At 56.0% G+C, this 22,104-nt stretch carries 23 protein-coding genes and 1 tRNA gene; 13 read left to right on the top strand and 11 right to left on the bottom strand.

All coding sequences use genetic code 11. From position 1 onward, the window contains the following. Position 1 precedes the first annotated feature (1 nt). From GOW04_RS08990 to GOW04_RS08970, 5 genes are all read right to left on the bottom strand, one after another. Positions 2–913 carry an ArdC family protein gene (locus tag GOW04_RS08990; RefSeq protein ID WP_171232291.1) on the bottom strand — a complete coding sequence of 304 codons (912 nt, stop codon included), beginning with the start codon at positions 911–913 and terminating at the stop codon, positions 2–4. 247 nt (positions 914–1,160) lie between these two features. Next, positions 1,161–4,145, bottom strand: coding sequence for a DNA methyltransferase (locus GOW04_RS08985; RefSeq protein WP_217356912.1), 2,985 nt, complete (start codon positions 4,143–4,145; stop codon positions 1,161–1,163). 432 nt (positions 4,146–4,577) lie between these two features. Beyond that, positions 4,578–5,855, bottom strand: a complete 1,278-nt coding sequence (locus GOW04_RS08980; protein ID WP_217356911.1) for a site-specific integrase — start codon at positions 5,853–5,855, stop codon at positions 4,578–4,580. Further along, the gene (locus GOW04_RS08975; RefSeq protein ID WP_174830316.1) at positions 5,830–6,075 is read right to left on the bottom strand and encodes a hypothetical protein; all 246 of its coding nucleotides are present in this window, start codon (positions 6,073–6,075) and stop codon (positions 5,830–5,832) included. The genes GOW04_RS08980 and GOW04_RS08975 overlap by 26 nt, the downstream gene beginning before the upstream one ends. Before the next feature lie 36 nt (positions 6,076–6,111). Next, positions 6,112–6,390 carry a hypothetical protein gene (locus GOW04_RS08970; RefSeq protein ID WP_171232290.1) on the bottom strand — a complete coding sequence of 93 codons (279 nt, stop codon included), beginning with the start codon at positions 6,388–6,390 and terminating at the stop codon, positions 6,112–6,114. Positions 6,391–6,696: 306 nt separating this feature from the next. On the opposite strand from GOW04_RS08970, the gene GOW04_RS08965 reads away from it, so the two are divergent. Continuing rightward, positions 6,697–6,885 carry a hypothetical protein gene (locus GOW04_RS08965; RefSeq protein WP_171232289.1) on the top strand — a complete coding sequence of 63 codons (189 nt, stop codon included), beginning with the start codon at positions 6,697–6,699 and terminating at the stop codon, positions 6,883–6,885. Positions 6,886–6,986: 101 nt separating this feature from the next. Continuing rightward, positions 6,987–7,211 (top strand): helix-turn-helix domain-containing protein, encoded by a 225-nt coding sequence (locus GOW04_RS08960; RefSeq protein ID WP_171232288.1) that lies wholly within the window; start codon positions 6,987–6,989, stop codon positions 7,209–7,211. Here GOW04_RS08960 and GOW04_RS08955 read toward each other — a convergent pair. The 4 genes from GOW04_RS08955 to GOW04_RS08940 all read right to left on the bottom strand — a co-directional run bounded on the left by GOW04_RS08955 (position 7,208) and on the right by GOW04_RS08940 (position 9,946). Then, entirely contained in the window at positions 7,208–8,269 is a 1,062-nt protein-coding gene (locus GOW04_RS08955; protein ID WP_171232287.1) for a site-specific integrase, read from the bottom strand. The two genes, GOW04_RS08960 and GOW04_RS08955, sit on opposite strands and share 4 nt — an antisense overlap. A gap of 94 nt (positions 8,270–8,363) precedes the next feature. Beyond that, positions 8,364–8,440: transfer RNA gene (locus tag GOW04_RS08950), tRNA-Pro, on the bottom strand. A gap of 15 nt (positions 8,441–8,455) precedes the next feature. Then, entirely contained in the window at positions 8,456–8,803 is a 348-nt protein-coding gene (locus tag GOW04_RS08945; RefSeq protein ID WP_171232286.1) for a hypothetical protein, read from the bottom strand. A gap of 27 nt (positions 8,804–8,830) precedes the next feature. After that, positions 8,831–9,946: a class I SAM-dependent RNA methyltransferase gene (locus GOW04_RS08940; protein WP_171232285.1), complete on the bottom strand. Its 1,116-nt coding sequence runs from the start codon at positions 9,944–9,946 to the stop codon at positions 8,831–8,833. 297 nt (positions 9,947–10,243) lie between these two features. On the opposite strand from GOW04_RS08940, the gene GOW04_RS08935 reads away from it, so the two are divergent. From GOW04_RS08935 to nqrF, 6 genes are read left to right on the top strand one after another with little or no spacing between them, the layout of a single operon-like run. Continuing rightward, complete coding sequence (locus GOW04_RS08935; RefSeq protein ID WP_152460181.1) at positions 10,244–11,587, top strand: Na(+)-translocating NADH-quinone reductase subunit A; 1,344 nt, start codon at positions 10,244–10,246, stop codon at positions 11,585–11,587. 5 nt (positions 11,588–11,592) lie between these two features. Further along, positions 11,593–12,801 (top strand): NADH:ubiquinone reductase (Na(+)-transporting) subunit B, encoded by a 1,209-nt coding sequence (locus GOW04_RS08930; RefSeq protein ID WP_171169456.1) that lies wholly within the window; start codon positions 11,593–11,595, stop codon positions 12,799–12,801. Beyond that, a complete protein-coding gene (locus tag GOW04_RS08925) occupies positions 12,794–13,621 on the top strand; it encodes a Na(+)-translocating NADH-quinone reductase subunit C (RefSeq protein WP_171232284.1) in 828 nt (275 codons plus the stop codon). The genes GOW04_RS08930 and GOW04_RS08925 overlap by 8 nt, the downstream gene beginning before the upstream one ends. Continuing rightward, on the top strand, positions 13,621–14,274 hold the full coding sequence (locus GOW04_RS08920; protein ID WP_152460184.1) for an NADH:ubiquinone reductase (Na(+)-transporting) subunit D: 654 nt from the start codon (positions 13,621–13,623) through the stop codon (positions 14,272–14,274). Before GOW04_RS08925 ends, GOW04_RS08920 begins: the two co-directional genes overlap by 1 nt. Then, positions 14,274–14,882, top strand: a complete 609-nt coding sequence (gene nqrE, locus GOW04_RS08915) for an NADH:ubiquinone reductase (Na(+)-transporting) subunit E (protein WP_050603817.1) — start codon at positions 14,274–14,276, stop codon at positions 14,880–14,882. Before GOW04_RS08920 ends, nqrE begins: the two co-directional genes overlap by 1 nt. 10 nt (positions 14,883–14,892) lie before the next feature. Then, positions 14,893–16,116 (top strand): NADH:ubiquinone reductase (Na(+)-transporting) subunit F, encoded by a 1,224-nt coding sequence (gene nqrF / locus GOW04_RS08910; protein ID WP_171169459.1) that lies wholly within the window; start codon positions 14,893–14,895, stop codon positions 16,114–16,116. 59 nt (positions 16,117–16,175) lie between these two features. Here nqrF and GOW04_RS08905 read toward each other — a convergent pair whose 3' ends face one another. Then, on the bottom strand, positions 16,176–17,189 hold the full coding sequence (locus GOW04_RS08905; RefSeq protein WP_171232283.1) for an NAD-dependent epimerase/dehydratase family protein: 1,014 nt from the start codon (positions 17,187–17,189) through the stop codon (positions 16,176–16,178). 235 nt (positions 17,190–17,424) lie between these two features. Here GOW04_RS08905 and GOW04_RS08900 point away from each other — a divergent pair, with 235 nt between their 5' ends. Beyond that, a complete protein-coding gene (locus tag GOW04_RS08900) occupies positions 17,425–18,138 on the top strand; it encodes a metallophosphoesterase family protein (protein WP_254430102.1) in 714 nt (237 codons plus the stop codon). 11 nt (positions 18,139–18,149) lie between these two features. Here GOW04_RS08900 and GOW04_RS08895 read toward each other — a convergent pair whose 3' ends face one another. After that, positions 18,150–18,674, bottom strand: coding sequence for a CBS domain-containing protein (locus GOW04_RS08895; RefSeq protein WP_171232281.1), 525 nt, complete (start codon positions 18,672–18,674; stop codon positions 18,150–18,152). Between the two features lie 159 nt (positions 18,675–18,833). Here GOW04_RS08895 and GOW04_RS08890 point away from each other — a divergent pair, with 159 nt between their 5' ends. The 4 genes from GOW04_RS08890 (at position 18,834) to GOW04_RS08875 (ending at position 22,069) form a co-directional block, all read left to right on the top strand. Continuing rightward, positions 18,834–18,983, top strand: coding sequence for a hypothetical protein (locus GOW04_RS08890; protein ID WP_253282605.1), 150 nt, complete (start codon positions 18,834–18,836; stop codon positions 18,981–18,983). Between the two features lie 66 nt (positions 18,984–19,049). Continuing rightward, a complete protein-coding gene (locus tag GOW04_RS08885) occupies positions 19,050–20,075 on the top strand; it encodes an FAD:protein FMN transferase (RefSeq protein WP_254430101.1) in 1,026 nt (341 codons plus the stop codon). Positions 20,076–20,090: 15 nt separating this feature from the next. Next, positions 20,091–20,327 carry a (Na+)-NQR maturation NqrM gene (nqrM, locus tag GOW04_RS08880; protein ID WP_152460192.1) on the top strand — a complete coding sequence of 79 codons (237 nt, stop codon included), beginning with the start codon at positions 20,091–20,093 and terminating at the stop codon, positions 20,325–20,327. Positions 20,328–20,398: 71 nt separating this feature from the next. Then, a complete protein-coding gene (locus GOW04_RS08875) occupies positions 20,399–22,069 on the top strand; it encodes a sulfatase-like hydrolase/transferase (RefSeq protein WP_171232279.1) in 1,671 nt (556 codons plus the stop codon). Positions 22,070–22,104 lie beyond the last annotated feature (35 nt).

Raw genomic sequence — 22,104 nt, 5'->3', positions numbered from 1 at the left:
CCTATGCGGCAGCCCGATCTTCACCCTGAAACTGATGAAGATAATCGACTGCGCGCTGCGCATGTGCGGCTGCGCCGAAGATCGCACGTTTGTCCCTTTTCAGCACCTTGAGCCACGACCCGATATAGGCGGCGTGATCGTCACGATCTTCGAGCTCCAGCCCGAGATCGGCACACAAAAACGCGGCACCAAGCTCGGCGACGAGCTCTTCGCGGGCATATCCGGCATCGCCGAACTGCTTGCGACCGAAGGAACGATCAAGGCGGTCCTCATGCCGTGTCCAGTGCACGCTCTCATGGGCAAGCGTCGCGTAATAGCGCTGCGCATCCACGAAAGCCTCGAAAGGCGGCATCTGGATATGGTCGGTATCGATCCGGTAGTACGCAGAATTCCCGCCAGTCTCGATACGGGCACCGGTGCCATCGAAGAACGCTTCGGCACGTTCGTCACGCGCATCGGGATTCTCGGCACCTTCGGCGATTGCGTAGTAATGCGAAGGCAGACCTTCGATCTGCTCGACATTGAAGACGGTGTAGCCCTTCATGAAGGGGATCGTGACATCGACATCATCACCCGAAGCCTCATCGGTCTCGGTCTTGACGATGGTGTTGGCGTAGACGACGGGCGAGCCCTTCTCGCCCTTGCGGACATGGGCATCGAGCTCAAGGGCTTGCTTGAAGGTCATCCAGATCGGGGCGGCAAAGCCGCGTTCCATCGCGGATGCCCAGAGGGTCAGAACGTTGATACCGCTATAGCCTTCGCCGTTAAAACGAAGTGGCCGCGTAACCGGCCCTGCGGCATGGGCGGCGTTCCATGGTTGGGTCCAGGGTTTCACCCCTTGCTCAAGTGCACCGACGATCTGATCGGTGATGCGGGTGTAGATGTCCTGCCGCGGTGTCTTGGTCGTAGTCATGATAGTCTCCTTTCGCTGTAAGTCCTTGAGGACGCGAAAGAAGAAGGACGGGCGTAGAAGCCGGACGGTCACCGCCGCAAGGCGGGGAACTGGCAACACGGTTGCGCGGGCAGCCTGTTGACCGGACGGCGCGCCCGGCCAGAAAAGCGTCAACCTTCAAGGTCATTTGCGAAAGGAGAGCTTCGCGCGCTCCAAGACGCTATGGACGTGGCTAACCGATAGCCTGGTCAGAAAAGTTCGGTGAAGTCTAGGCCGTACTGCCTTCCGCCATGGCAGGTTCACAATCGTCAGGCATTTGCAGGCAGTCGCTCGAAACGAATTCGGCTTTGTTTTTGATCTTCAGGGGAAATCCTGGGCCAGTTACGACCTCACCGGCGGCTTCTTTGCCAGAAACCATCTGGTTAAGCTTCAACAAGAAGGAGAGGGCTTCGTCGGATTTCTTCATATTGTAGGCGTCACGGACTGCCTGATCTAGCTTCGCATGCACGTCTTTGAGTGGAGACGCACCAGGCAACTCCATACTTCGGTAAAGCTCTCTCAATGAAAGCTCATGCTCTGCTTTGAGTTCATTACGCAGCACACGAAGCTCTTTGGCAGCCTTGGCAACCTTTTCGACGGCCTTCTTTGAAGGCGATTGGGGCCATGGAAAGGAATCGAATACTGTATTCGAAGTATAGCGGGGATCGCTTTTAAGAGTGGAGCATCGCGCGGTGAACCATTGCCAGTGCGTGTCCGACTGCAAAATTCCGAATGAATAGTCATCATCCAGTGGAAACGCAGTAAGCGAGTCATTTGGACGGATTTCCGGTGATATGAACTCGAATATCGGACGTTTGGTCACGCGACCACACACGATATATCGGTCAAGCTTGTCGATTTCAGATAGAAGTTCTCCCCGCCTCCGGAACAGTTGCCACCACTTGGCAAGCGCGTTCGCATGGTCCTTGGCAATCTTCGCTGTGGGATCGGCAGCAAGTGCCTCGGCATTTCGCTCGTCTTCCTTGTCCGCCGACGCCTGTCGATCTGCCAGTACATTTGCCTGCACGCGCGCGAACAGTGATTTAAACTTCTGCGCATGCAGAAGATCAAGCTCTTGAAAATCGATCACATATCGGGACGGCAGTCCATGGACGGTGCCAATTAGATCGTCCGTAATCATGAAGGGATGAAGATACGGTGTGTAAGTCGGTTCCTTGCTAAGAAGTGCGCGCGCAGCATCCGCTTCTAGCAGGAAACCTTCATGGCCGTGTGTTTGTCCTTGATAACAAGCTGTCGACTTGGCGTTCGCGGCGATTGCTGTCGCGATACTGACATCCGTATTGAAGGAAAGCGAAGGCCCTATCTCATCAACTTCTTTGATTTCCCAAGGCGACTCGCGGTGGTCTCCGACCTGACGAAACAGAAGCTTCTTGCTTTCATGCTTCCCTTTAATCCAGTTCGCGATAGAAACATGAACCACGGCGTCGCCAGACCAGACCTGGCTCGAAACAGCTTCGGTTATTTCTCCACCGTTCTTCAGAATATAGTCCAGCCCACCAATTCTAGAGTAATTCTGCCTAATCGTATTCGTTCCGACGAGACCAGCTCGCTGCCCTTCCTTAAGGTGATCGTGCGACTTCCTGAACCAGTAGACGCAGTAGTCCGCTCGGCCAGGGATGCCCGGAATTTTCTTTCGGACACTATTCACATATGCACGCCCCAACTCTTCAATCATCTTGTTCTTTGATTGATAGGGCGGGTTTCCGATGATGGCATCGATCTCTGGCCAATCACAGAACAGTGCATCGTCACACTGAATGTTTGCATCAAGGTTATCCAGCGGAAGAGCATCGTCTCCACTTAGCGCAAGTTCAATTTGTTCTCGTTCGAGAACTTCAATCGCCTCATCGATTGCGAGTTTTTTTGCAAGCATGAGGGTGACTTTGGCCAACTCCACGCCGAAGGAGTCTCTGTCTATCCCATAAAACTGACGCGGGCTGATCAATGAGATGGATTTCGCCTGTTCGTCGAAGTTCTTCTTACTGACGCTTTCCTTGAGCTTTGCCATCAGTGCGATTTCGACGCGAACCAGTTCTCGGTACGCCAGATACAAGAAATTTCCGCTGCCACACGCAGGATCAAGCACCTTAAACGCCATCAATTCGGATCGGAGCGACAAAAGCTCTTTCATGGTCGAAGCTTTGGCAATCTTCTCGCGCCATGGTCGAACTATAGTGGGATTTACAATACGCAGAATGTCTGCTTCGGAGGTAAAGTGCGCGCCGAATGCATGGCGTTCTTGGGCATCCATGCTTTGCTGAAAGATCGTACCGAAAATTGCCGGGTTGACCTTGGACCAGTTCTTGGTTGCTGCACCCTCTTCGCCGCCTATCAGTTCCAGTTCTTCGTCCGTTAAGTCGATAGGCTCGACTTCCTGAAAAATACCACCGTTAAAATACGGCACATCCTGGAAGCGTCCACCTTTTGCAGGTGCTTTGGTATCCATTTGCCGGAAGAGGCCGCCGAAGAGATCAAAGGAGCTCTGCCCTTTTGTGAGGCAGTCATTGACGATGTTGTAGACGATGTTGGCCGGAAGGAGTCGGATGTCCTCGGCGAACATTGCGACGACCAATTGAAGTACAAAGCGTTGCGCCTGCGCGCGATCGATGCCGCGCCCTATCAGACTATTGAATAGTTGTGCGACCTTGTCGGCAGCTTCACGAGAAACCGCTTCAAGATCGTTTCCGAAAACCGGCTCGGGATCACTTGGAAACAAAAAGTTCAGCGCAGTATACCGAAGAGCCAGGTCCTCCATCTTGACCGTGTCGACAGGTTCATCGATCTGCTTGTCAAAGTCGTAAATCCAGAACTCATCAAAGTTACACAAGACGACATAGCGCGGGCGATCCGGAACCGCATGAATCCAGTAATCGAAGGCTTGCTGGTAGTGGTGGAACAGATTTTCTCCGCGCCTCTTCATTTCAATAAGAACGCGCGGTTTCCAAATCAGGTCGGCGAAGCTTGTGCCCTTCGTCGCTTTTTTCTTGATCCGAAACTCAAGCTCGGCCCCCGCTTCCTTGTAGCCCTTATGTCCGAATGCCTGAAACAAGCGGTCACAAAATACTTGTGCCTCGCCTTTTTCGTCGCCCTTGAGCAGTTTGGCATACTCAAGGAACTCATCGATCTTGTCGGTTGCGTCGCTCACTAGGTCGTTGCCTCTCTGCCCCAGTAAACCGTCCGGCAGGTAGGCCACCGTCGGTCTCTTGTTGTTGTTCGACGAAGGATCGCATGAACTCCCTTAGAACTTGGGAGGCTGGTATGTCGCGAACGCGGCATGCGGCAATGAACTCATCGCGAAGCTCGCGTTGGACTCGAATACGTAAGCCGACGTCCTTCATGTGCGAAGTGTAGCCATTGGATACACGGTTGGACAGAAAATTCTTTAGAATGTCGCCAACTATGCTCGCCACAAATTTGCCACATGGAATTTCAGAACAATTCTGGGAACGGCGGATTTCTGCGGGTTGTGGCAGGGTGGTGAGCTGTGGCAAAAATCGTCGAACTTAGGTGGTTATCGAAACTGGAGCGCCGCTAAGTCGTTGAAAAATAAATGGTAGCGGGAGAGGGACTTGAACCCCCGACACAAGGATTATGATGCCTTAAAAGAATAGTGGATTTCTGCGGGTTAGCGAGGACTCGCCACAGACTTGCCACAAGGATTTTCGAGCAACCTGTCCAGCATGCCTTTGGTCTCTGACTCGGCGAACTCGACGCGCTCGATGACGTGTCCATAGGTGTTCAACGTCGTCTGGATGTCTGCATGTCCCATCAGTCGCTGGATTTTCTTGAGGTTTACACGGTCTTCGATGAGCAGCGAGGCATAGAAGTGCCGTAGATCGTAGGGCTTGTACTTCGGAATGATGCGGGTGCCCTCATCTGTCTCTTCCTCGACCACCAACCCTGCTTTCATGCATGCCGCTGCAAATCCCCGACGACGCCAGTTGTTCGTGTTCACCCACCTTCCGTTACTCGTAGGGAAGGCGAGGTCGAACTTGTTGTCGGTGGCATAGTGCTCGGCGTAATGGCGAACCATGTCGATCGTTTGCGGGCTAAGATCGATGAAGCGGCGACCGGATGCAGACTTCGTCGTTGATAATTTGAACCCTCCGGCGTCGAGCGCCCTGTCGACCTGCACACCGTTCTTCGAGAAATTCGATTTCTGGATGACCAAATACTCTTGCGGACGCATCCCGCTGTCTGCGGCCAGATAGAGCATCGGCCTGTAGCGCTGCCAGGTTTTTGCGACCTGCTTGTTCTTCGAATTTGCTAGCTGATCGGCAGCGCCGAGCAGCAAGGCAACTTCTTCCATCGTCGGGATTTGTACGGGTTCGGTGTTGCGATCTTTTGCGCTGATGCGGACACCGGCGGCGATATCATGGGTCAGCAACCCGCGATGCACCAGTTCGAGCACCATCGAGTGAAAGTACGAGAGGACTTTGCGCGCCTGATCGCGGCTATGGTTGCGAAGTAGCCAGGACCGGAAGGCCACCACGTCAGGTGCGATGAGTTCGGAAAGCGGCTTTTTCCAATCGTAGCTTTCGATGATGTCGGCGCGGTAGCGGTAAGTCTTGAGCGTGTAGGGTGTGACGGGGCTGCGCCCGTTCCGGCCCTCCTTCTCGCAGGCATCAAGCCAAATCCGCAGACCTTCGGCAACTTCGATCCTGGCAGTCGACATCTGACCGAGCTGCCGAGCACACCCACCTTCAAGGAACCCGCGTGCTTCCTTCATCGTATTGAATGACTTGTAACCATAGCCGGATTTTGCGGCACTGCTCGGGTAACGAACCTGATAAGTCGTTCCTTTCTTGCCTGTTCTTTTTCTGATGTCGGACATTAATTCCTTCTGCTGCTCGAATTTATTGGGATCAAACAATCTATCAATATTTGCTGGTGTTTTCAGCATCTATTTGCGCTTCGCGATAAATGCGCACAAGCGTTCCTTTTTCTATTCGTAGCTTGCCGTCGATGGGGTCGATGAAGAACGGCAGTTTGCGGTTTCCGCTGGCATCTTTCTCGGCGGCGCGTTTCATCTGCCGCTCGTTGAGTTCGACGCCAATGTCGGACAGAACCTGCCGCGCTTCGTCAAGGCCGATATAGCAAGGATCGGGAATAGGCGGTTTCATGGCGGTGCTCCTTTCGTGGGCGGCCATGCGCGCAGATCAGAGATCGTAGTCCTTGCAGGCGGGGCGATAATGGTGCGTGTCCATGTAGAAGATACGACCACCGCCCGGTCTGCGGACCTGATACTCTTCACCATATTCATTGGTCGCAAAGAGCTTGAGGCGACACGCCTTCACATAGCGGATATTGTAGATGTCCTTGAGGGCGTTGATGTCTTCGATCATCGCATCTTTCAGCTCGTCGATATTGATGGTGCCCAGCTCCTTATAGGAGACAAGCAGACCTTTAGGCTCGAATGAGCCTTTGCGCGTCGTCATGGCGATTTCCAAATGATTTAACAAATCCGCTGCTTTTGCAGTTCTCCTTATACTTTCATTTTACCAATTCTCGCAGCGATGCGTCAAACTTGCGATCCTCGCTATCCCTTGCTGGAAGCGGTTTAGCGGCGAATTCTTCTGCCGCTCTGACGGCCTCTGACGCGTCCCGGTTTGCGCTATTCCTTCTCCTTTCCTTTGCCTGCCTTCGGCCTGCCGCCCATCAGCGGGCCTTTCCCTGCTGATGATGTGTGGGGCGGTCAAGAAAGGCCGTGATGGGCACGGCCTCGAAAGACAAAGGAGAGGATCATGAATAAGCTCTTCACACACGCCGCCCTGCAAGGCCGCAGCGTCAGCGAACTTCGCGCGCTGTTCGCTTCCGTCCAGCAAGAGTTGGTACGCAGCGAAGCGGGATCACAAGATCGCAGCACCGCGCTGCGCAATCTTGAGACCATCAGTCTCACGCTTGCCCGCAAGCATGCCGGTCCGCGGCTCTAAACCTCTTCCCGTGATCACACGTTGTTCACGGGAACCTTCTTGTCTGCCGTGACCAATTCGAGATCACGCAATTGGCGCGGGAAGCCCCTTATTGTTCAGTCATGCAAATTCCGCGCGACATATCGGCTGCGCACGCAAAGCCCGAGAAGCTGCTCTACACCTATGAAGAGGCAGCCTACGCTCTTGGGATGACGCGCGGAGCACTGCGCGACCTTGTCTACAAGGGTCGCGGGCCGGTGACAGTGAGCATCGGCAGGCGTGTATTCTTCGCAAAAGACGATCTGGTCGCTTTCATCGACAAGCATCGTGACGGACCACTTGCCTAGCCGGATTTGCCCTCTTCAAGTTTGGCAAGTTCGTCGGCCAGATGATCGGGCCGCAGATTGGCATAGCGTTTCAGGCTCTTCGGGTCTTTGTGACCGGAGATCGCCATCACCGCCATATCGGACCAGCCCGCTTCAAAGAGTGAAGACACCCGCTCGTGGCGTGTGTCGTGAAAGCGGAAATGCATCAGGTCTGCACGTTTGCGCGCGCGGCGGAATGCAAGTTTGAACGCGTTCTCGCTCATCGGGAACACACGCTCGTCGATGCTGCGCGGCAAAGAGTCCAGCACTGCGATGGCACGAGGTGAGAGCGGTACGGTGTGATCGATGATCTTTTCGGGCGTACGGCTGTTCTTGACGCCGCGAAAAACCAGCTTGCGGGCTTTCAGATCGACATCGTTCCACTTGAGGCTAAGTAGGCTGCCGCGCCGTCCGCCGGTTTCAAAGCCGAGCTCGACGAAGGGCCGCAGCCACGGATTGCGTGCTTCTTCGCACGCTTCAAGAAGCCGCTGTTTTTCTTCTGGCGAGAGCCGGACATCGCGTTCGTCATTGACGACAGGACGGGTGACATCTTCTGCGTTGACCGGATTGACGATCAGCCCGAGGCGACGCTTGCGGTGGTCGATCACACGCTTGAGCGTGGACAACTCGCGCTTGACCGTACCTGCGGCGATGGGTTTGCCACTCTTGTTTGTCGTGGCCAGCCTTTTGTCGCGATAGGCTTCGAATTGCTCGGGAGTCAGATTGGCGACGGCGTGCGCGCAAAGTTCTTTCTCTTCACGCATGAAGCGCTCAAGCCTTTTACGCTCTGCGTAGCGTGAAGTCTCGCCTGGCCGTCTGTCGGTAACCTCGCGCAGATAGGTCTCGATCAGATCGCGCAGCGTGGTGCGCTGGCTAGGTGTCCGGTCGACAAAATGACCGCTGGCCATTTCGGATTCTATCTTGTGCGCCCAGGCTTCGGCGAGTTTCTTGGTCTTGAAGGTGCCGGACTGCGCAGGCCATCCCTTGCGACGAATCTTCGCCTGCCATTGTCCGTCGCCGCGTTTGGTGAAGCTTGCCATACCGCGTGCCCGCCCGAGTGTCCCAAAATTGTCCCGAACAGTATATACGGAAAAAGAAAAAGCCCCAAACGGGGCTCTAAGCTTTTGATTTCATTGGTCGGAGTGAGAGGATTCGAACCTCCGACCCCTGCCTCCCGAAGACAGTGCTCTACCAGGCTGAGCTACACTCCGACCGTGGCGGGTGATCTATACGCGGCGTGTCTGATGCGCAAGAGGATTCTGTATTTCGATCACTCGAATCTTTCGAACGCAACAACCAAAAAAGGGCGGCGCACCGATAAGGTCGGAACCCGGTAATTTGAGCAGGTCTTCACGATTCGAAAAAACGAGCGGTTGCTTGTCTGCGTTCTTCTGGTTGATCGGCAAGCAAGAGTGTCCGCCAACTTGTTCGCCCTTGCCGGGCAGGTCACGATTGCACCGGTGCCAAGACGTCGAGAGGTTCACAGGCACGTTGAGAGACAAGGGAATCGCCCCCCTTTGCAACGGAAACCCTGTGGTTTTCTTGTCCGCTCTCGCCCGCGCAGCCATCGTCATGAATTGGTTGTGAAGCGTCCCAGGCAATCACGGCAAGCGATCTGTTTTGTACAGACGAATTTTGGTTCCACCATGGTCGACGACCGGTCCTGGCGCCAGCAAAGGCAGACGTGTGGCCCGGGCAAGCCCCGGAGCGCTGGTGATCACGCCGACCCGCCATCCCCGGAACCGGTTCATCAAGGTCTTGCCCATCGCACCATAGACCGAACGCAAGCGTCTTTCGTCACCAATCCGCGCCCCGTAGGGCGGGTTCACAATGACCAGCCCCGCAGGACCTTCGGGGGGCTTTATGTCACTGACGGAACGCTGTTGAAACTGCGTCACAGCAGCGACTTGCGCCCTTTCGGCATTGGCAGTCGCCGCGTCGACCGCGCCCGAGTTGCGATCCGAGCCGTAGAAGGTAAGCGCGCATTCCGCCGTCTTCGATTCCCGTCGCATTTCCTGCCACTGATCAGGGTCAAAGCCCACAAGGTCTTCGAATGCAAAACTGCGGGAGCGGCCAGGGCGCAGGCCCAGAGCGATCTCGGCGGCCTCGATCACGAAGGTACCCGATCCGCACATCGGGTCCAGTACGGGTTCATCGCCCGAGTAGCCACACTCTCTCAGGAACATGGCGGCCATTGTTTCGCGCATTGGGGCCTTGGCAATGGCTTCCTTGTGACCGCGTTTGTGCAACAGCTCGCCGGAACTGTCGACCGAGATCGTGCAGATGTCTTTCTCGATTCGAAGCAAGACCCGAAGGTTTGCCTCGGATGAAATCGAGGTGCCCAATGTATCGGATATTGCCCGCTCGATCCTCTGACGAGCTGCACCGGCGTGATAAATTCTGGATTTGCGGCTGATGGCTTCCACCTTGACCGGCACGTCAGGACGCAAAACGGTGCCCCAAGGAAATTTCCGAGCACGTTTGTCCAATTGGGCAAGGTGCACGGCGGGGAAACTGCCCAGTCGCACCAGAACCTTGTTGGCGCCGCGCAGTGTCAGGTTGGCGCGCCAGACCTCGGGCCATGAACCCCGGCATGTCACCCCGCCGGGTACAGTTCTGACCTGCGCGAATCCGTTGAATTGCGCCTCGTCACCAAGAGGCGCCTCGAGGCCAGGCGTGGCAACCAGAAAGATTTCCAAATCTGTGTCTTTTTCCATTCCAGTTGCTTACACTGGAACCTTGTTGGGCGCGATATGCAATTATACGCCATGGAATCAGAAGAAATGACCGATCAATCGCAGGATTGTGTGGTTCATCCTCAAGTTTTGGCGGTAACAGGTTTGCGTTTGTGACCTTCCCCGCGTAAAGGGTCCTTGATCGGAAATACGCCTGCGGATTTTGGACCGTTTTCGACGCTTTTGCGACGGAGGCTCGAAAAAACCGCGCTATTGCATGACCCCGAAAGGGCGTTGGCAGAGCTGGCGCAGAAAAGAGGCTTGGAAGAACGTAGCAACATGCAAACTTTCAAACTGAAAAAGGGGCTGGATCTGCCGGTGGAAGGCGCTCCTGACCAGACCATTCACCCGGGCCCGGAATACTCGACCGTTGGCGTCCTGGGCGGTGACTACATCGGCCTGAAACCCAAGATGCTGGTGCAGGAAGGCGACAGCGTCGTACGTGGCGCGCCGCTGTTCTGTCACAAGGACGCGCCTGACGCGATGATGGTCGCACCGGTAAGTGGCAGGGTCGTCGCGATCAACCGTGGTGCCCGTCGGGTGCTGCAAAGCGTCGTGATCGAAGTGACAGATGTCAATGACGCCGGTGTTGATTTCTCGGGCATAGGGGATGCCGACAGCGCCGAAGGCGTGACGGCCAAGCTGTGCGCCGCCGGCCTGTGGACGTCGTTCCGCACACGTCCGTATTCGAAAATGCCGAACCCCGGCGCCAAACCGGATGCGATCTTTGTCACCGCCATGGACAGTGACCCGTTGGCCGCTGACGCTGCCACGATCATTGCCGAGGCGCCCGAAGAATTTTCCGCCGGATTGGCGGCAGTCAGCACATTGACCGAGGGCAAAACCTATCTTTGCCAAAAAGAGGGTGACACGATACCCGGCGCAGATGTCGCCGGTGTCGAAGCTGTATCTTTCGCAGGCCCGCACCCATCGGGGCTGGCCGGAACGCATATTCACTTCCTCGAACCCCTTGCAGGCGACAAGCAGGTCTGGACCATCGGGTATCAGGATGTCATCGCCATTGGCCGCCTGATGCTGACCGGCCATCTGGATCCGAATGTCGTGATTGCCCTGACGGGGCCGGGTGCGCGTCAACCACGTTTGATCCGTACCGTGATGGGCGCATCAACTGACGATCTGACCCGCAACGAAGTCGATGTGGACGGTACGCCCCGTGTCATTTCGGGTTCGATCCTGTCGGGCCGGCACGCTGAGGGCCCGACCGCCTATCTGGGCCGGTTCGCGCGCCAGATCAGCATCATCCGTGAAGATCCCGATCAAATCCCGTTGGGCTGGATTCGTCCGATGCCGTCGAAATACGCGGTCCAGCCTGTATTAGGTTCGGCATTCGCCAAGAAGCTGTATGCCTTTACATCCAACCTGAACGGCGGGCGTCGGGCCATGGTGCCCACAGGTGTTTTCGAAGACCTGATGCCGCAGGACTATCTGCCCACTCAGTTGCTGCGGGCGCTGCTGGTAATGGATACAGACACTGCCCAGGCCTTGGGTGCGCTGGAGCTGGACGAAGAGGATCTGGGCCTTGTGGGCTTTGCCTGTCCGGCAAAATATGAATACGGGCTGGCGCTGCGCGACTGCCTGAGCAAAATTGAAAAGGAGGGCTGAGCCGAATGGGTTTGCGCAGCTTCTTTGACAGGATCGAGCCGAACTTCACCAAGGGCGGCAAGTACGAAAAGTACTTCCCCATCTACGAGATGGTGGAAAGCTTCATCTACACTCCAAAAACCGTGACCACGGTGGCGCCGCACGCGCGGTCCTATGTGGATATGAAGCGGATCATGACCTATGTCGTGATCGCGACGATCCCCTGCATCCTGTGGGGGATGTGGAACACCGGCTATCAGGCGAACTCGGCGATTGCTTTGCTGGGTCCGGAATCGGCCACCGGCTGGCGGATTGCTTTGTTGCAGATGTTCGGGATTTCGCTGGACCCGTCCAGCATCTTTGCCAACGTCATGCATGGTCTGATGTATTTCCTTCCGATCTACATCGTCACGCTTGTCGCGGGCGGTATCTTCGAGGTCATCTTTGCCACCGTGCGCGGGCACGAGGTGAACGAAGGCTTCCTTGTTACATCAATGCTTTACACGCTGATCATGCCTGCTTCGACGCCCCTGTGGCAGGTGGCATTGGGCATCATCTTCGGCGTTGTGATCGGTAAGGAAGTGTTCGGGGGCACCGGCAAGAACTTTCTCAACCCCGCGCTTGTGGGGCGGGCGTTTTTGTATTTCGCTTATCCGGCGCAGATGTCGGGGGATGCAGTCTGGACACCCGTTGACGGGTTCTCGGGCGCAACTGCATTGGGCGTGTCTGCGGCCGAAGGTGTACAGGCACTGGCCGCCGAAGGCATCACTTGGTCGAGCGCGTTTTTCGGCACCATTCAGGGTAGCTTTGGCGAAACATCGACATTGGCCTGCATGATCGGTCTGGCTTTCCTTCTGATGACCAGGATCGCCAACTACCGCCTGATTGTGGGCTGTCTGGCGGGCACCATCGGCTTTACTTTGTTGCTGAACCTGATCGGATCGGACACCAACCCGATGTTCGCGATGCCATGGTACTGGCATATCGTGTTGGGCGGTTACGCTTTCGGGCTGGCCTTTATGGTGACGGAACCTGTCTCGGCCAGCCACACCAATGTAGGGCGCTATATCTACGGCGCTCTGATCGGTGTCATGGTCGTGATGATCCGCGTGATCAACCCGGCTTTCCCCGAAGGGATGATGCTGGCAATCCTGTTCGGCAACGTCTTTGCACCGCTGATCGATTATTTCGTCGTGCAAGCCAACATCAAACGGAGGGCGCGTCGCCATGTCTGATACGCAATCCCCAGATCAAAACGAGGCACCCAAGGGCGCATTGGCCAAATTCCTGGCGGCGTCGCCGGATTCTGTTGGCAAGACGATCTTCATCGCCGTTGCCGTCTGTCTGGTCGCCTCGATGGTTGTGTCCGCAGCCGCAGTCAGCCTGCGCCCGGTGCAAGAAGCCAACCGGCTGAAGGACAAACAGGTAAACGTTCTGCAAGTTGCGGGCGTGTTTGAGCCGGGCATCGACGTGACAGAGGCTTTTGCCGCCTTCGAACCACATGTGCTGGAGCTGTCCACAGGCACCTTCGTCGATGATCAGTTTGATCCGACCACGTTTGACGACATCACCGCCGCCAGCGATCCAGAGCTGAGCGTCGCGCTGGACAATGACCCAGCCGGTATCGGCCGCAAATCCAAGTACCGTGTTATCTATCTGCTGCGCGATGATGCGGGTGATCTGGACAAGGTGATCCTGCCTCTGCACGGATACGGCCTGTGGTCGACGCTCTATGGATTTATCGCGCTTGAAAACAACGGCAACGATATCTACGGCCTGCAATTCTATCAGCATGGTGAAACTCCGGGTCTTGGGGCCGAGGTGGACAACCCGCGCTGGAAAGCCTTGTGGAACGGGAAAAAGCTGCGCGACGAAGCAGGTGATCTGCAAATCACCGTTGCCAAATCGCAGCCCGCAGCCGGGCCAGATTTCTATGTGGATGCGTTGGCGGGGGCCACGCTGACCTCGGTCGGCGTCGATAACCTTGTGAAATTCTGGATGGGCGATGCCGGCTATGGTCCCTTCCTGGCCAAACTTCAAGCAGGAGAGATTTGATGTCCCAGACCAAGAAAGAGATGCTGGTCGACCCGCTTGTCGACAACAATCCGATCACATTGCAGGTGCTGGGCATCTGTTCGGCGCTTGCGGTGACATCGTCGCTGCAAGTGTCGATGGTGATGGCGCTGGCGGTGATCTTCGTGACCTCGTTTTCGTCCTTCTTCATTTCATGCCTGCGCAACCAGATCCCCGGTTCGATCCGGATCATCGTTCAGATGGTGATCATCGCGTCGTTGGTGATCCTGGTGGACCAGATCCTGAAAGCCTATGCTTTCGAGATTTCGAAAACCCTGTCGGTTTTCGTCGGCCTGATCATCACCAACTGCATCGTGATGGGCCGCGCCGAGGCGTTTGCGATGAAGAACCCTCCGGTTGCGTCCTTCATCGACGGAATGGGCAATGGCATGGGCTATGGTCTGATCCTGCTGCTGGTCGGCTTCATTCGTGAGCTGTTTGGCGCGGGGTCGCTGTTCGGCGTCACCATTCTGGAAACCGTCAACAATGGCGGCTGGTACGTGCCCAACGGCATGTTGCTGCTGCCGCCCTCGGCGTTCTTCATCATCGGTCTTATCATTTGGGCTTTCCGCACCTGGAAGCCGAACCAGGTGGAAGAGCGTGAATACAAAATTCAGCAGGTAGAGGCCCACTGATGGAAGGTCTGATCTCACTGGCCGTAAAGGCCATCTTTGTCGAAAACCTTGCGCTCAGCTTTTTCCTTGGCATGTGCACTTTCATCGCCGTGTCCAAGAAGATTTCGACAGCGCTGGGGCTGGGGATTTCGGTCATGGTCGTGCAGGCCATCACCGTACCTGCCAACAACCTGCTGCTGAACTATCTGCTGAAACCGGGCGCGCTGGCCTGGGCCGGGTTCCCGGATGTGGACCTGACCTTCCTTGGCCTGATTTCCTATATCGGCGTGATCGCGGCGATGGTGCAGATCCTCGAGATGGTTTTGGACAAGTATTTCCCACCGCTTTACAACGCGCTGGGGATCTTTCTGCCACTGATCACGGTGAACTGCGCCATCCTTGGCGGGTCGCTGTTCATGGTGGAGCGTGACTATAACTTTGCCGAGGCGGCGACTTATGGCTTGTCTTCCGGTTTTGGCTGGGCACTGGCAATCACCGCAATGGCCGGAGTACGGGAAAAGCTGAAATATTCGGACATTCCCGATGGTCTGCAAGGTCTGGGCATTACCTTCATTACCGCAGGTCTGATGGCTATGGCCTTCATGTCCTTCTCGGGCGTGAAACTGTAAGGGGGCGTTAATGGAAACCTTTACCTTAGGCGTAGCTCTTTTCACCGTAATCGTTCTGGCATTGGTGGCCATCATCATGGCCGCCCGATCCAAGCTGGTATCGACTGGAAACGTCAACATTACGATCAACGGCGAAAAGACCATTTCCGTTCCGGCAGGTGGCAAACTGCTACAGACACTGGCTGCCGAGAAGCTGTTCGTTCCTTCGGCCTGCGGTGGCGGCGGCACCTGTGCGCAGTGCAGGGTGCGGGTGCATTCGGGGGGCGGGTCGATCCTGCCGACCGAAGAAAGCCATATCACGAAACGTGAAGCGTCATGTGGTGATCGCCTGTCTTGCCAGGTGGCGGTCAAGCAGGACATGGATATCGAAGTTCCGGAAGAAGTCTTCGGCGTCAAGAAATGGGAATGTACCGTTCGGTCGAACGAAAACGTAGCGACCTTCATCAAGGCCTTGATCCTAGACCTGCCCGAGGGCGAGGATGTGAACTTCCGCGCCGGTGGCTACATCCAGATCGAAGCACCTGCACACCAGTTGAAATACACGGATTTCGACATTGAAGAGGAATATCGCGAGGATTGGGATCGCTTCAATCTGTGGCAATATGAATCGGTGGTGACCGAGCCCATCGAGCGCGCCTATTCGATGGCCAACTACCCGGACGAAAAGGGCATGATCATGCTGAACGTCCGCGTGGCCTCGCCGCCGCCGGGGTCCGAAGGCATTCCGCCGGGTCAGATGTCGTCCTACATCTTCAACCTGAAGCCGGGTGACAAGGTCACCATTTCAGGCCCATTCGGCGAGTTCTTTGCCCGTGAAACTGACAAAGAGATGGTCTTCATTGGCGGCGGCGCCGGTATGGCACCCATGCGCAGCCATATCTTTGATCAGCTAAAGCGGCTTCAGAACCGCAACCGGAAGATCAGCTTCTGGTACGGTGCGCGGTCGAAGAAAGAGATGTTCTTTGTCGAAGACTTCGACAGTCTGGCTGAAGAATTCGACAATTTCGAATGGCACGTGGCCTTGTCGGACGCGCAGCCCGAGGACAATTGGAAAGGCTATACCGGCTTCATCCACAACGTATTGTTCGAAGAATACCTCAAGAACCACCCCGCGCCTGAGGATTGCGAATACTACATGTGTGGTCCGCCAATCATGAACCAGTCGGTCATCAACATGCTGCTGGATCTGGGCGTGGACCGCGAAGACATCATGCTCGACGATTTCGGCGGGTAAGGAACAAAAAAGAACCGGCGTTGAAGACGCCGGTTCTTTCATTTGGCGATAGGCCTACGTTATTTTCCGTAATAATCTCGGTACCACGCAACGAACTGGGTGATGCCGTCTTTCAGGTCTGTCCGGGGACGATAGTTCGTCAGTCTTTGTAGCAGCCGATTGTCCGCCCAGGTGGCATGAACATCACCCATCTGCATCGGCATGAAGTTCTTGATCGCCTTCTGCCCCACGGCCTGTTCGATGGCTTTGATGAAATCCATCAGGCGCACTTTTTCTCCGTTGCCGATATTCACGATGCGGTAGGGCGCGACGGGCGACAGGCTGTCTCCGTCCTCGATATCCTCACGGCTGGCTGGCCGCACCGGAGGCACATCGATCAGCAATCTGATGCCGCGTACAAGGTCTTGGACATGGGTGAAATCTCGGTACATGTCGCCGTGATTGTAAATGTCGATCGGGTGGCCATCCAGGATGGCGGCGACAAATTTGAAATACGCCAGATCCGGCCGTCCCCAGGTGCCGTAGACGGTAAAGAAGCGGAACATGGTCGTCGGCAAATCCCACAGATGCGCATAGGAATGCCCCATCGCCTCATTCGCCTTCTTTGTCGCGGAATAGATGGTCAGTTGGGTGTCGGCTTTTTCCGTCTCAGTAAACGGCATGTCTTCGTTGGCACCGTAAATGGAAGAGGTCGATGCCATCAAAAGATGATCCACCTTATGTTGCCGTGCAATTTCCATCACGTTGAATGTTCCAACGACATTCGATTCAACATAGCTGCGGGGATGTTCCAAACTGTGTCTCACACCGGCCTGAGCCGCCAGATGAACGATGACTTCCGGCTGAAATTCTTCGGCGACCTGCATCAACCGATCAAAATTTTCCAACCGATCCTCGGTTGCCGTGAACCCGGGTGTCTGAAGCAGAATTTGATGGCGACGCTGTTTCAGGACCACATCATAGTAATCCGTCATCCCGTCGTATCCATGCACGCGGAACCCTTCCTCTAACAGCAGCTTCGCCAGATGGAACCCGATGAACCCCGCAGAGCCCGTAATCAAAACCCGTTTCATAGAACCCTCAAAACGCCCTGCACGATCATCGCCGAACAAAAGGTTCTGCCCCTGATGCCGGGTAAAACACTTTGAACTGCGCCGAAGGTCATATCGAACATCCAGACGTCATTGGTCAACTCTTTGCTGATTCAATCAGATGCTCATTGCCGCCAATGGGCGAGAAGGATAGGGATCAACATGTATGATTACGAACTGGATCAGACGGTGGTTCGACCGCAGGGCGGGGCGGACAATGAATGCAGTGTCTTGCGACATCGCTCCGGCCGAGAAAGTGACGGCCGTGGGCGATATTCACGGTCGTCTGGACTTGTTGCAGGCGTTGTTGCCCCGACTGGACGATCAGAGCTTGCTGGTCTTTGTCGGAGATTACATTGATCGGGGGCCATACAGCGCGCAGGTGCTGCGCCACCTGTTTCACCTGAGCGAGACGTCAGGAGGACGCGTTCAATGTCTTCTTGGAAACCACGAAGAGTTTCTGTTGCAATTCCTGGAGGCGCCGAAACGCAACGCCCGGCTTTGGTTTCAAAATGGGGGTGTACATACACTGGCGTCTTTCGGGCTGAAACCGCCCGGGGATATCGACAACTACCAGCAGGTTCGAAAACTGGCGGATGATCTTCGCCTGAAGATGGGGGGAAGCCTGATCAACTGGCTTGCCGACCGACCTTTGACCTGGACCACCGGCAACGTCACTTTCGTTCATGCGGCGCTGGACCCCCGACATCCGATTGAGGCCCAGGATCGCCAGATTTGTCTTTGGGGACACCCCATGTTTCCCAGGCTGGCCCGCAGCGATGGCCGATGGGTGGTACATGGCCACACAATCGTGGACCTGCCCCGGATCAGGAAGCGGGTGGTATCGATTGACACGGGCGCTTTCGCTTCGGGTCGATTGACAGCCGCCGAGATCAACGCCGGTTGTGTTCGGTTCACCTCGACCGGATGAACAGTGGGCCTTTAACCGACGATCATTTGCTTCATGCGAAGCGCTTCATATTCCAACTCTTTGAGACGGAAGTGGACAACGTCTCCGATCGTGATGACGCCGCACAAGTGACCGTCGCGCAGCACCGGCATATGGCGAAAACGACCCTCGGTCATTGTTTTCAGAACTTCATTCAGCAGATCATCCGGTGTGCAGGTCTTAACATCCTTGGTCATGAGGTCTTCGACGGATTGCGGAAGGGTCTGGCCGGGTGTGTCTGCCATGCGCCGAACGATGTCGCGTTCTGACAAAATCCCCTGCAACGCCCCGTTCTGATCCGTCACGAGAACAGCACCGATCCGCTTTTCCTTCAGCGTGTTGACCACAGAATGGATGGTGTCATTTGGCCGCACCGAAAACACCGCGTCCCCTTTCCCTTCAAGCAGCTTGGCCACGGTTGTCTGCGAATGCGACAGGTTCGATTCCGCAGACTGGCTGTACGTCGTCTTGTCAGCCTTGTCGCCACGCGAAGGCGACTGGTAAGAGGTTGGAGCCATGGGCAATCTCCTTGTGGTTCTTGCAAAGTCTTTCCCTTTCACCTTAGCGCAGCTAAACGACCTGTATAGGGTGCAATTGCGCCGATCGGCAAAAACGCGGGCCCGGAAAGGACGTTCAAGCCATTGAGTGAACTCTATCTTACGCCACCCATAGCGGCATTGATCTTCTTTGCCGTTGTTGTTTGTGGCCACAATTTCCGCATGGCGTGGAAGCAACAGCCGCCGGGTTGGCAAAAACGTGCGTGGTTGTTCGGCGTGCCGGCGGGGGTCGGCCTTTTGATGCTGGGTTTCCTGCCGCTGAAGATGTGATCGCAGTTTGACTCTGGCGGGGGCCACTGGCATATGCCGGGCACAGAATTTCCCGGAGATCGCCCGATGCGTCTTATGCCTTTACTGGCCGTTGCCACCCTTCTTTCCGGCTGTTTGTTCGACAAAGAACCCGAGGTGGTTCGTCTGTCGGGCGAAACGATGGGCACGACCTTCAACATAACCGCGATCGGCGAAGATCTTGATGAGGCCGCATTGGCCGCGGCCGTCGAAGAGACACTGGCCGAGGTGAACGCCAAAATGTCCAACTGGGATCCAGAATCCGAAGTGTCCGTTTTTTCGGCGTCAACCAGCACAGCCCCCGTTCCGGTCTCGGACGAACTCGCATTGGTCCTTTCGGCCGCCAATGACGTGCACGAAAAAACTGGTGGGACTTTTGATGTAACTCTGGGCCCGTTGATCGAACTTTGGGGCTTTGGCCCTCGCAAGCCCGAGGATCCGGTGCCATCGGATGCCGAAATCGAAGCCGCGTTGAGCGGCGTCGGGCAAGCCCGTCTGCTGACGCTCGACACCGAAGCCGGCACGCTGTCGAAGGCTGATCCGCAGGTGGGCATCAACCTGTCTGCGATTGCGAAGGGCTATGGCATCGATACGGTTGCCGGCGCTTTGCAGGATGCCGGTATCGACGATTACCTTGTCGAGATCGGCGGTGATCTTGTTGCCAAAGGCAAGAATGAGCAGGGCGAAGCCTGGCGCATTGGCATCGAAAAGCCTGAAACGGGCGCTCAGGGCATTCAATTGATCGTTTCCCTGGATGATCGCGGCATGGCCAGCTCGGGCGATTACAAGAATTTCTTCGAACAGGACGGCGTGCGCTATTCGCATATCATCGATCCGACCACGGGACGCCCGATCACACATCGCACGACCTCTGTCACGGTTCTGGCGGAAAACGCAATGTTGGCGGATGCCTGGGCAACGGCCATGCTGGCTTTGGGTCACGAGAAGGGAATGGACATTGCGGAAAAGCATAAACTTGCCGTGTACTTCATCTCGCGGGATGTGACAGGCGGCGAAGATGCCTATATTACTTCGCACAGTACCGCGTTCAAAAACGCTTTGGGAACCAACTGACAGGCAGGAACCGAGATGAGCACTTTTATTCTGGCCTTTATTCTTTTGGCGCTTGTCATGGTCGGTATGTCATTGGGTGTCATGCTGATGGGCAAGACCATCAAAGGCAGCTGCGGTGGCCTGAATGCGATCTCGGGCGCCGATAAATGCGTTGTGTGCCAAAAGGATGTCGACCCGGACAGCCCGCTGCGCGACCAATTGCAATGCAAACGTGCCAGGAAGATGCTGGAACAGATGGAACATCAGGCCTGAAGCAAGTTTTGCTTCGCTCTGCGAACGGAAGTGGCTAACTAGGTCCTCATGACTTTCGGGGAGGCACCGCGTTGGCCAAGGCAAAGAATATCCTGTTCATCATGTTCGACCAGCTGCGCTGGGATTATCTGAGCTGTTACGGGCACCCACATCTGCATACTCCGAATATCGATCGTCTGGCCGCGCGCGGTGTCCGCTTTGACCGGGCCTATATCCAATCGCCGATTTGCGGCAGTTCCCGCATGTCGACCTATACCGGGCGCTATGTGCATTCCCATGGGGCCTCATGGAACAACATTCCCCTCAAAGTGGGTGAGATCACGTTGGGCGACCACCTGCGCAAGGCGGGAATGGATTGCTGGCTGGTCGGCAAGACCCATATGGCCGCCGATGCCGAGGGGATGGCCCGTCTTGGGCTGGAGCCCGACAGCGTCATCGGCGCCCGCGTCGCGGAATGCGGGTTTGACGTGTTCGAACGCGATGACGGGTTGCGCGCAGAGGGTCCGGACGGATTCTATGACCCGGAGGGGGCAAAGAAATACAACCATTACCTTGCAGACAAGGGATACGAGAGCGACAATCCGTGGCATGATTTTGCCAATTCCGGTCTGGATGCCGATGGCAACGTGCTGTCAGGGTGGTTCCTGAAGAATTCATCCGAACCGGCAAATATCGCGGAAGAGGACAGTGAAACACCATATCTGACCACCCGTGGAATCGAGTTCATGGACAGCCATGACGGACCATGGTGCTGTCACCTCAGCTACATCAAGCCTCACTGGCCTTACATCGTGCCGGAACCTTACGCTTCGATGTACGGGCCCGAACATGTCGTGCCCGTGGTCCGCTCGGAAGCTGAGCGAAAGAATGCCCACCCCGTCCTGAAGGCCTTCATGGACACCAAGGTCGGTCAGGCATTTTCGCGCGAGGATGTCCGCGAAGCGGTGATCCCGGCGTACATGGGGCTGATCAAACAAGCGGATGATCAGATGGGTCGTCTGTTCGACTGGATGGAGAAAACCGGGCGGATGGACGACACGATGATCGTGCTGACCTCGGATCACGGTGATTTTCTGGGCGACCACTGGATGGGTGAGAAGACTTTCTTCCACGATGCCTCCACCAAAATGCCGCTGATCATTTATGACCCATCACCCGAAGCGGACGTCACGCGCGGCACCACCTGCGACGCGCTGGTCGAGTCGATCGATCTGGCGCCAACGTTTCTGGAACTGGCAGGCGGCGAAAAAGCCGGGCATATTCTCGAGGGGCATTCTCTGCTGCCGATCCTGCATGGTCAGTCCAAAAAAACGCCCCGACAGGTCGCGATTTGCGAGTATGACTATTCCGCGTCCCCCATCGCGCAGCGGCTGAACGTACCCGTTCGTGACGCGGTGATGTTCATGGTCGCGAATGAAAAGTGGAAGCTCATCCATTGCGAGGGCGGGTACAGGCCGATCCTGTTCGATCTGGAAAACGACCCCGATGAACTGGTGGATCTGGGTGACAGCGCGGATCATTCGGAAGTCATCGCGCAAATGTACGATCACCTGTTTGCCTGGGCGCGGCGCCCGTCGCAGCGCACCACCCGGTCCGAACAGCAGTTGATCGATATGCGGACCCGAAGCGGGGGCACGGGCATCATGATCGGCATCTACGACGAAAACGACACGCCGCTGGAACTGACGGTCAAGTATCGCAACCGCAAGGCGAAGCCATACACGCGTTACCTCAAAGACTAGTCTCGTCCGGGTTTTCCCCGATAAAACCATGATGG

The sequence above is a fragment of the Ruegeria sp. HKCCA4812 genome, from assembly GCF_013034245.1.
In the GTDB taxonomy this organism is placed as follows: domain Bacteria; phylum Pseudomonadota; class Alphaproteobacteria; order Rhodobacterales; family Rhodobacteraceae; genus Ruegeria.
The sequence above is the reverse complement of the archived record's forward strand: the minus strand, read 5'-3'. Positions and strand labels throughout refer to the sequence as shown.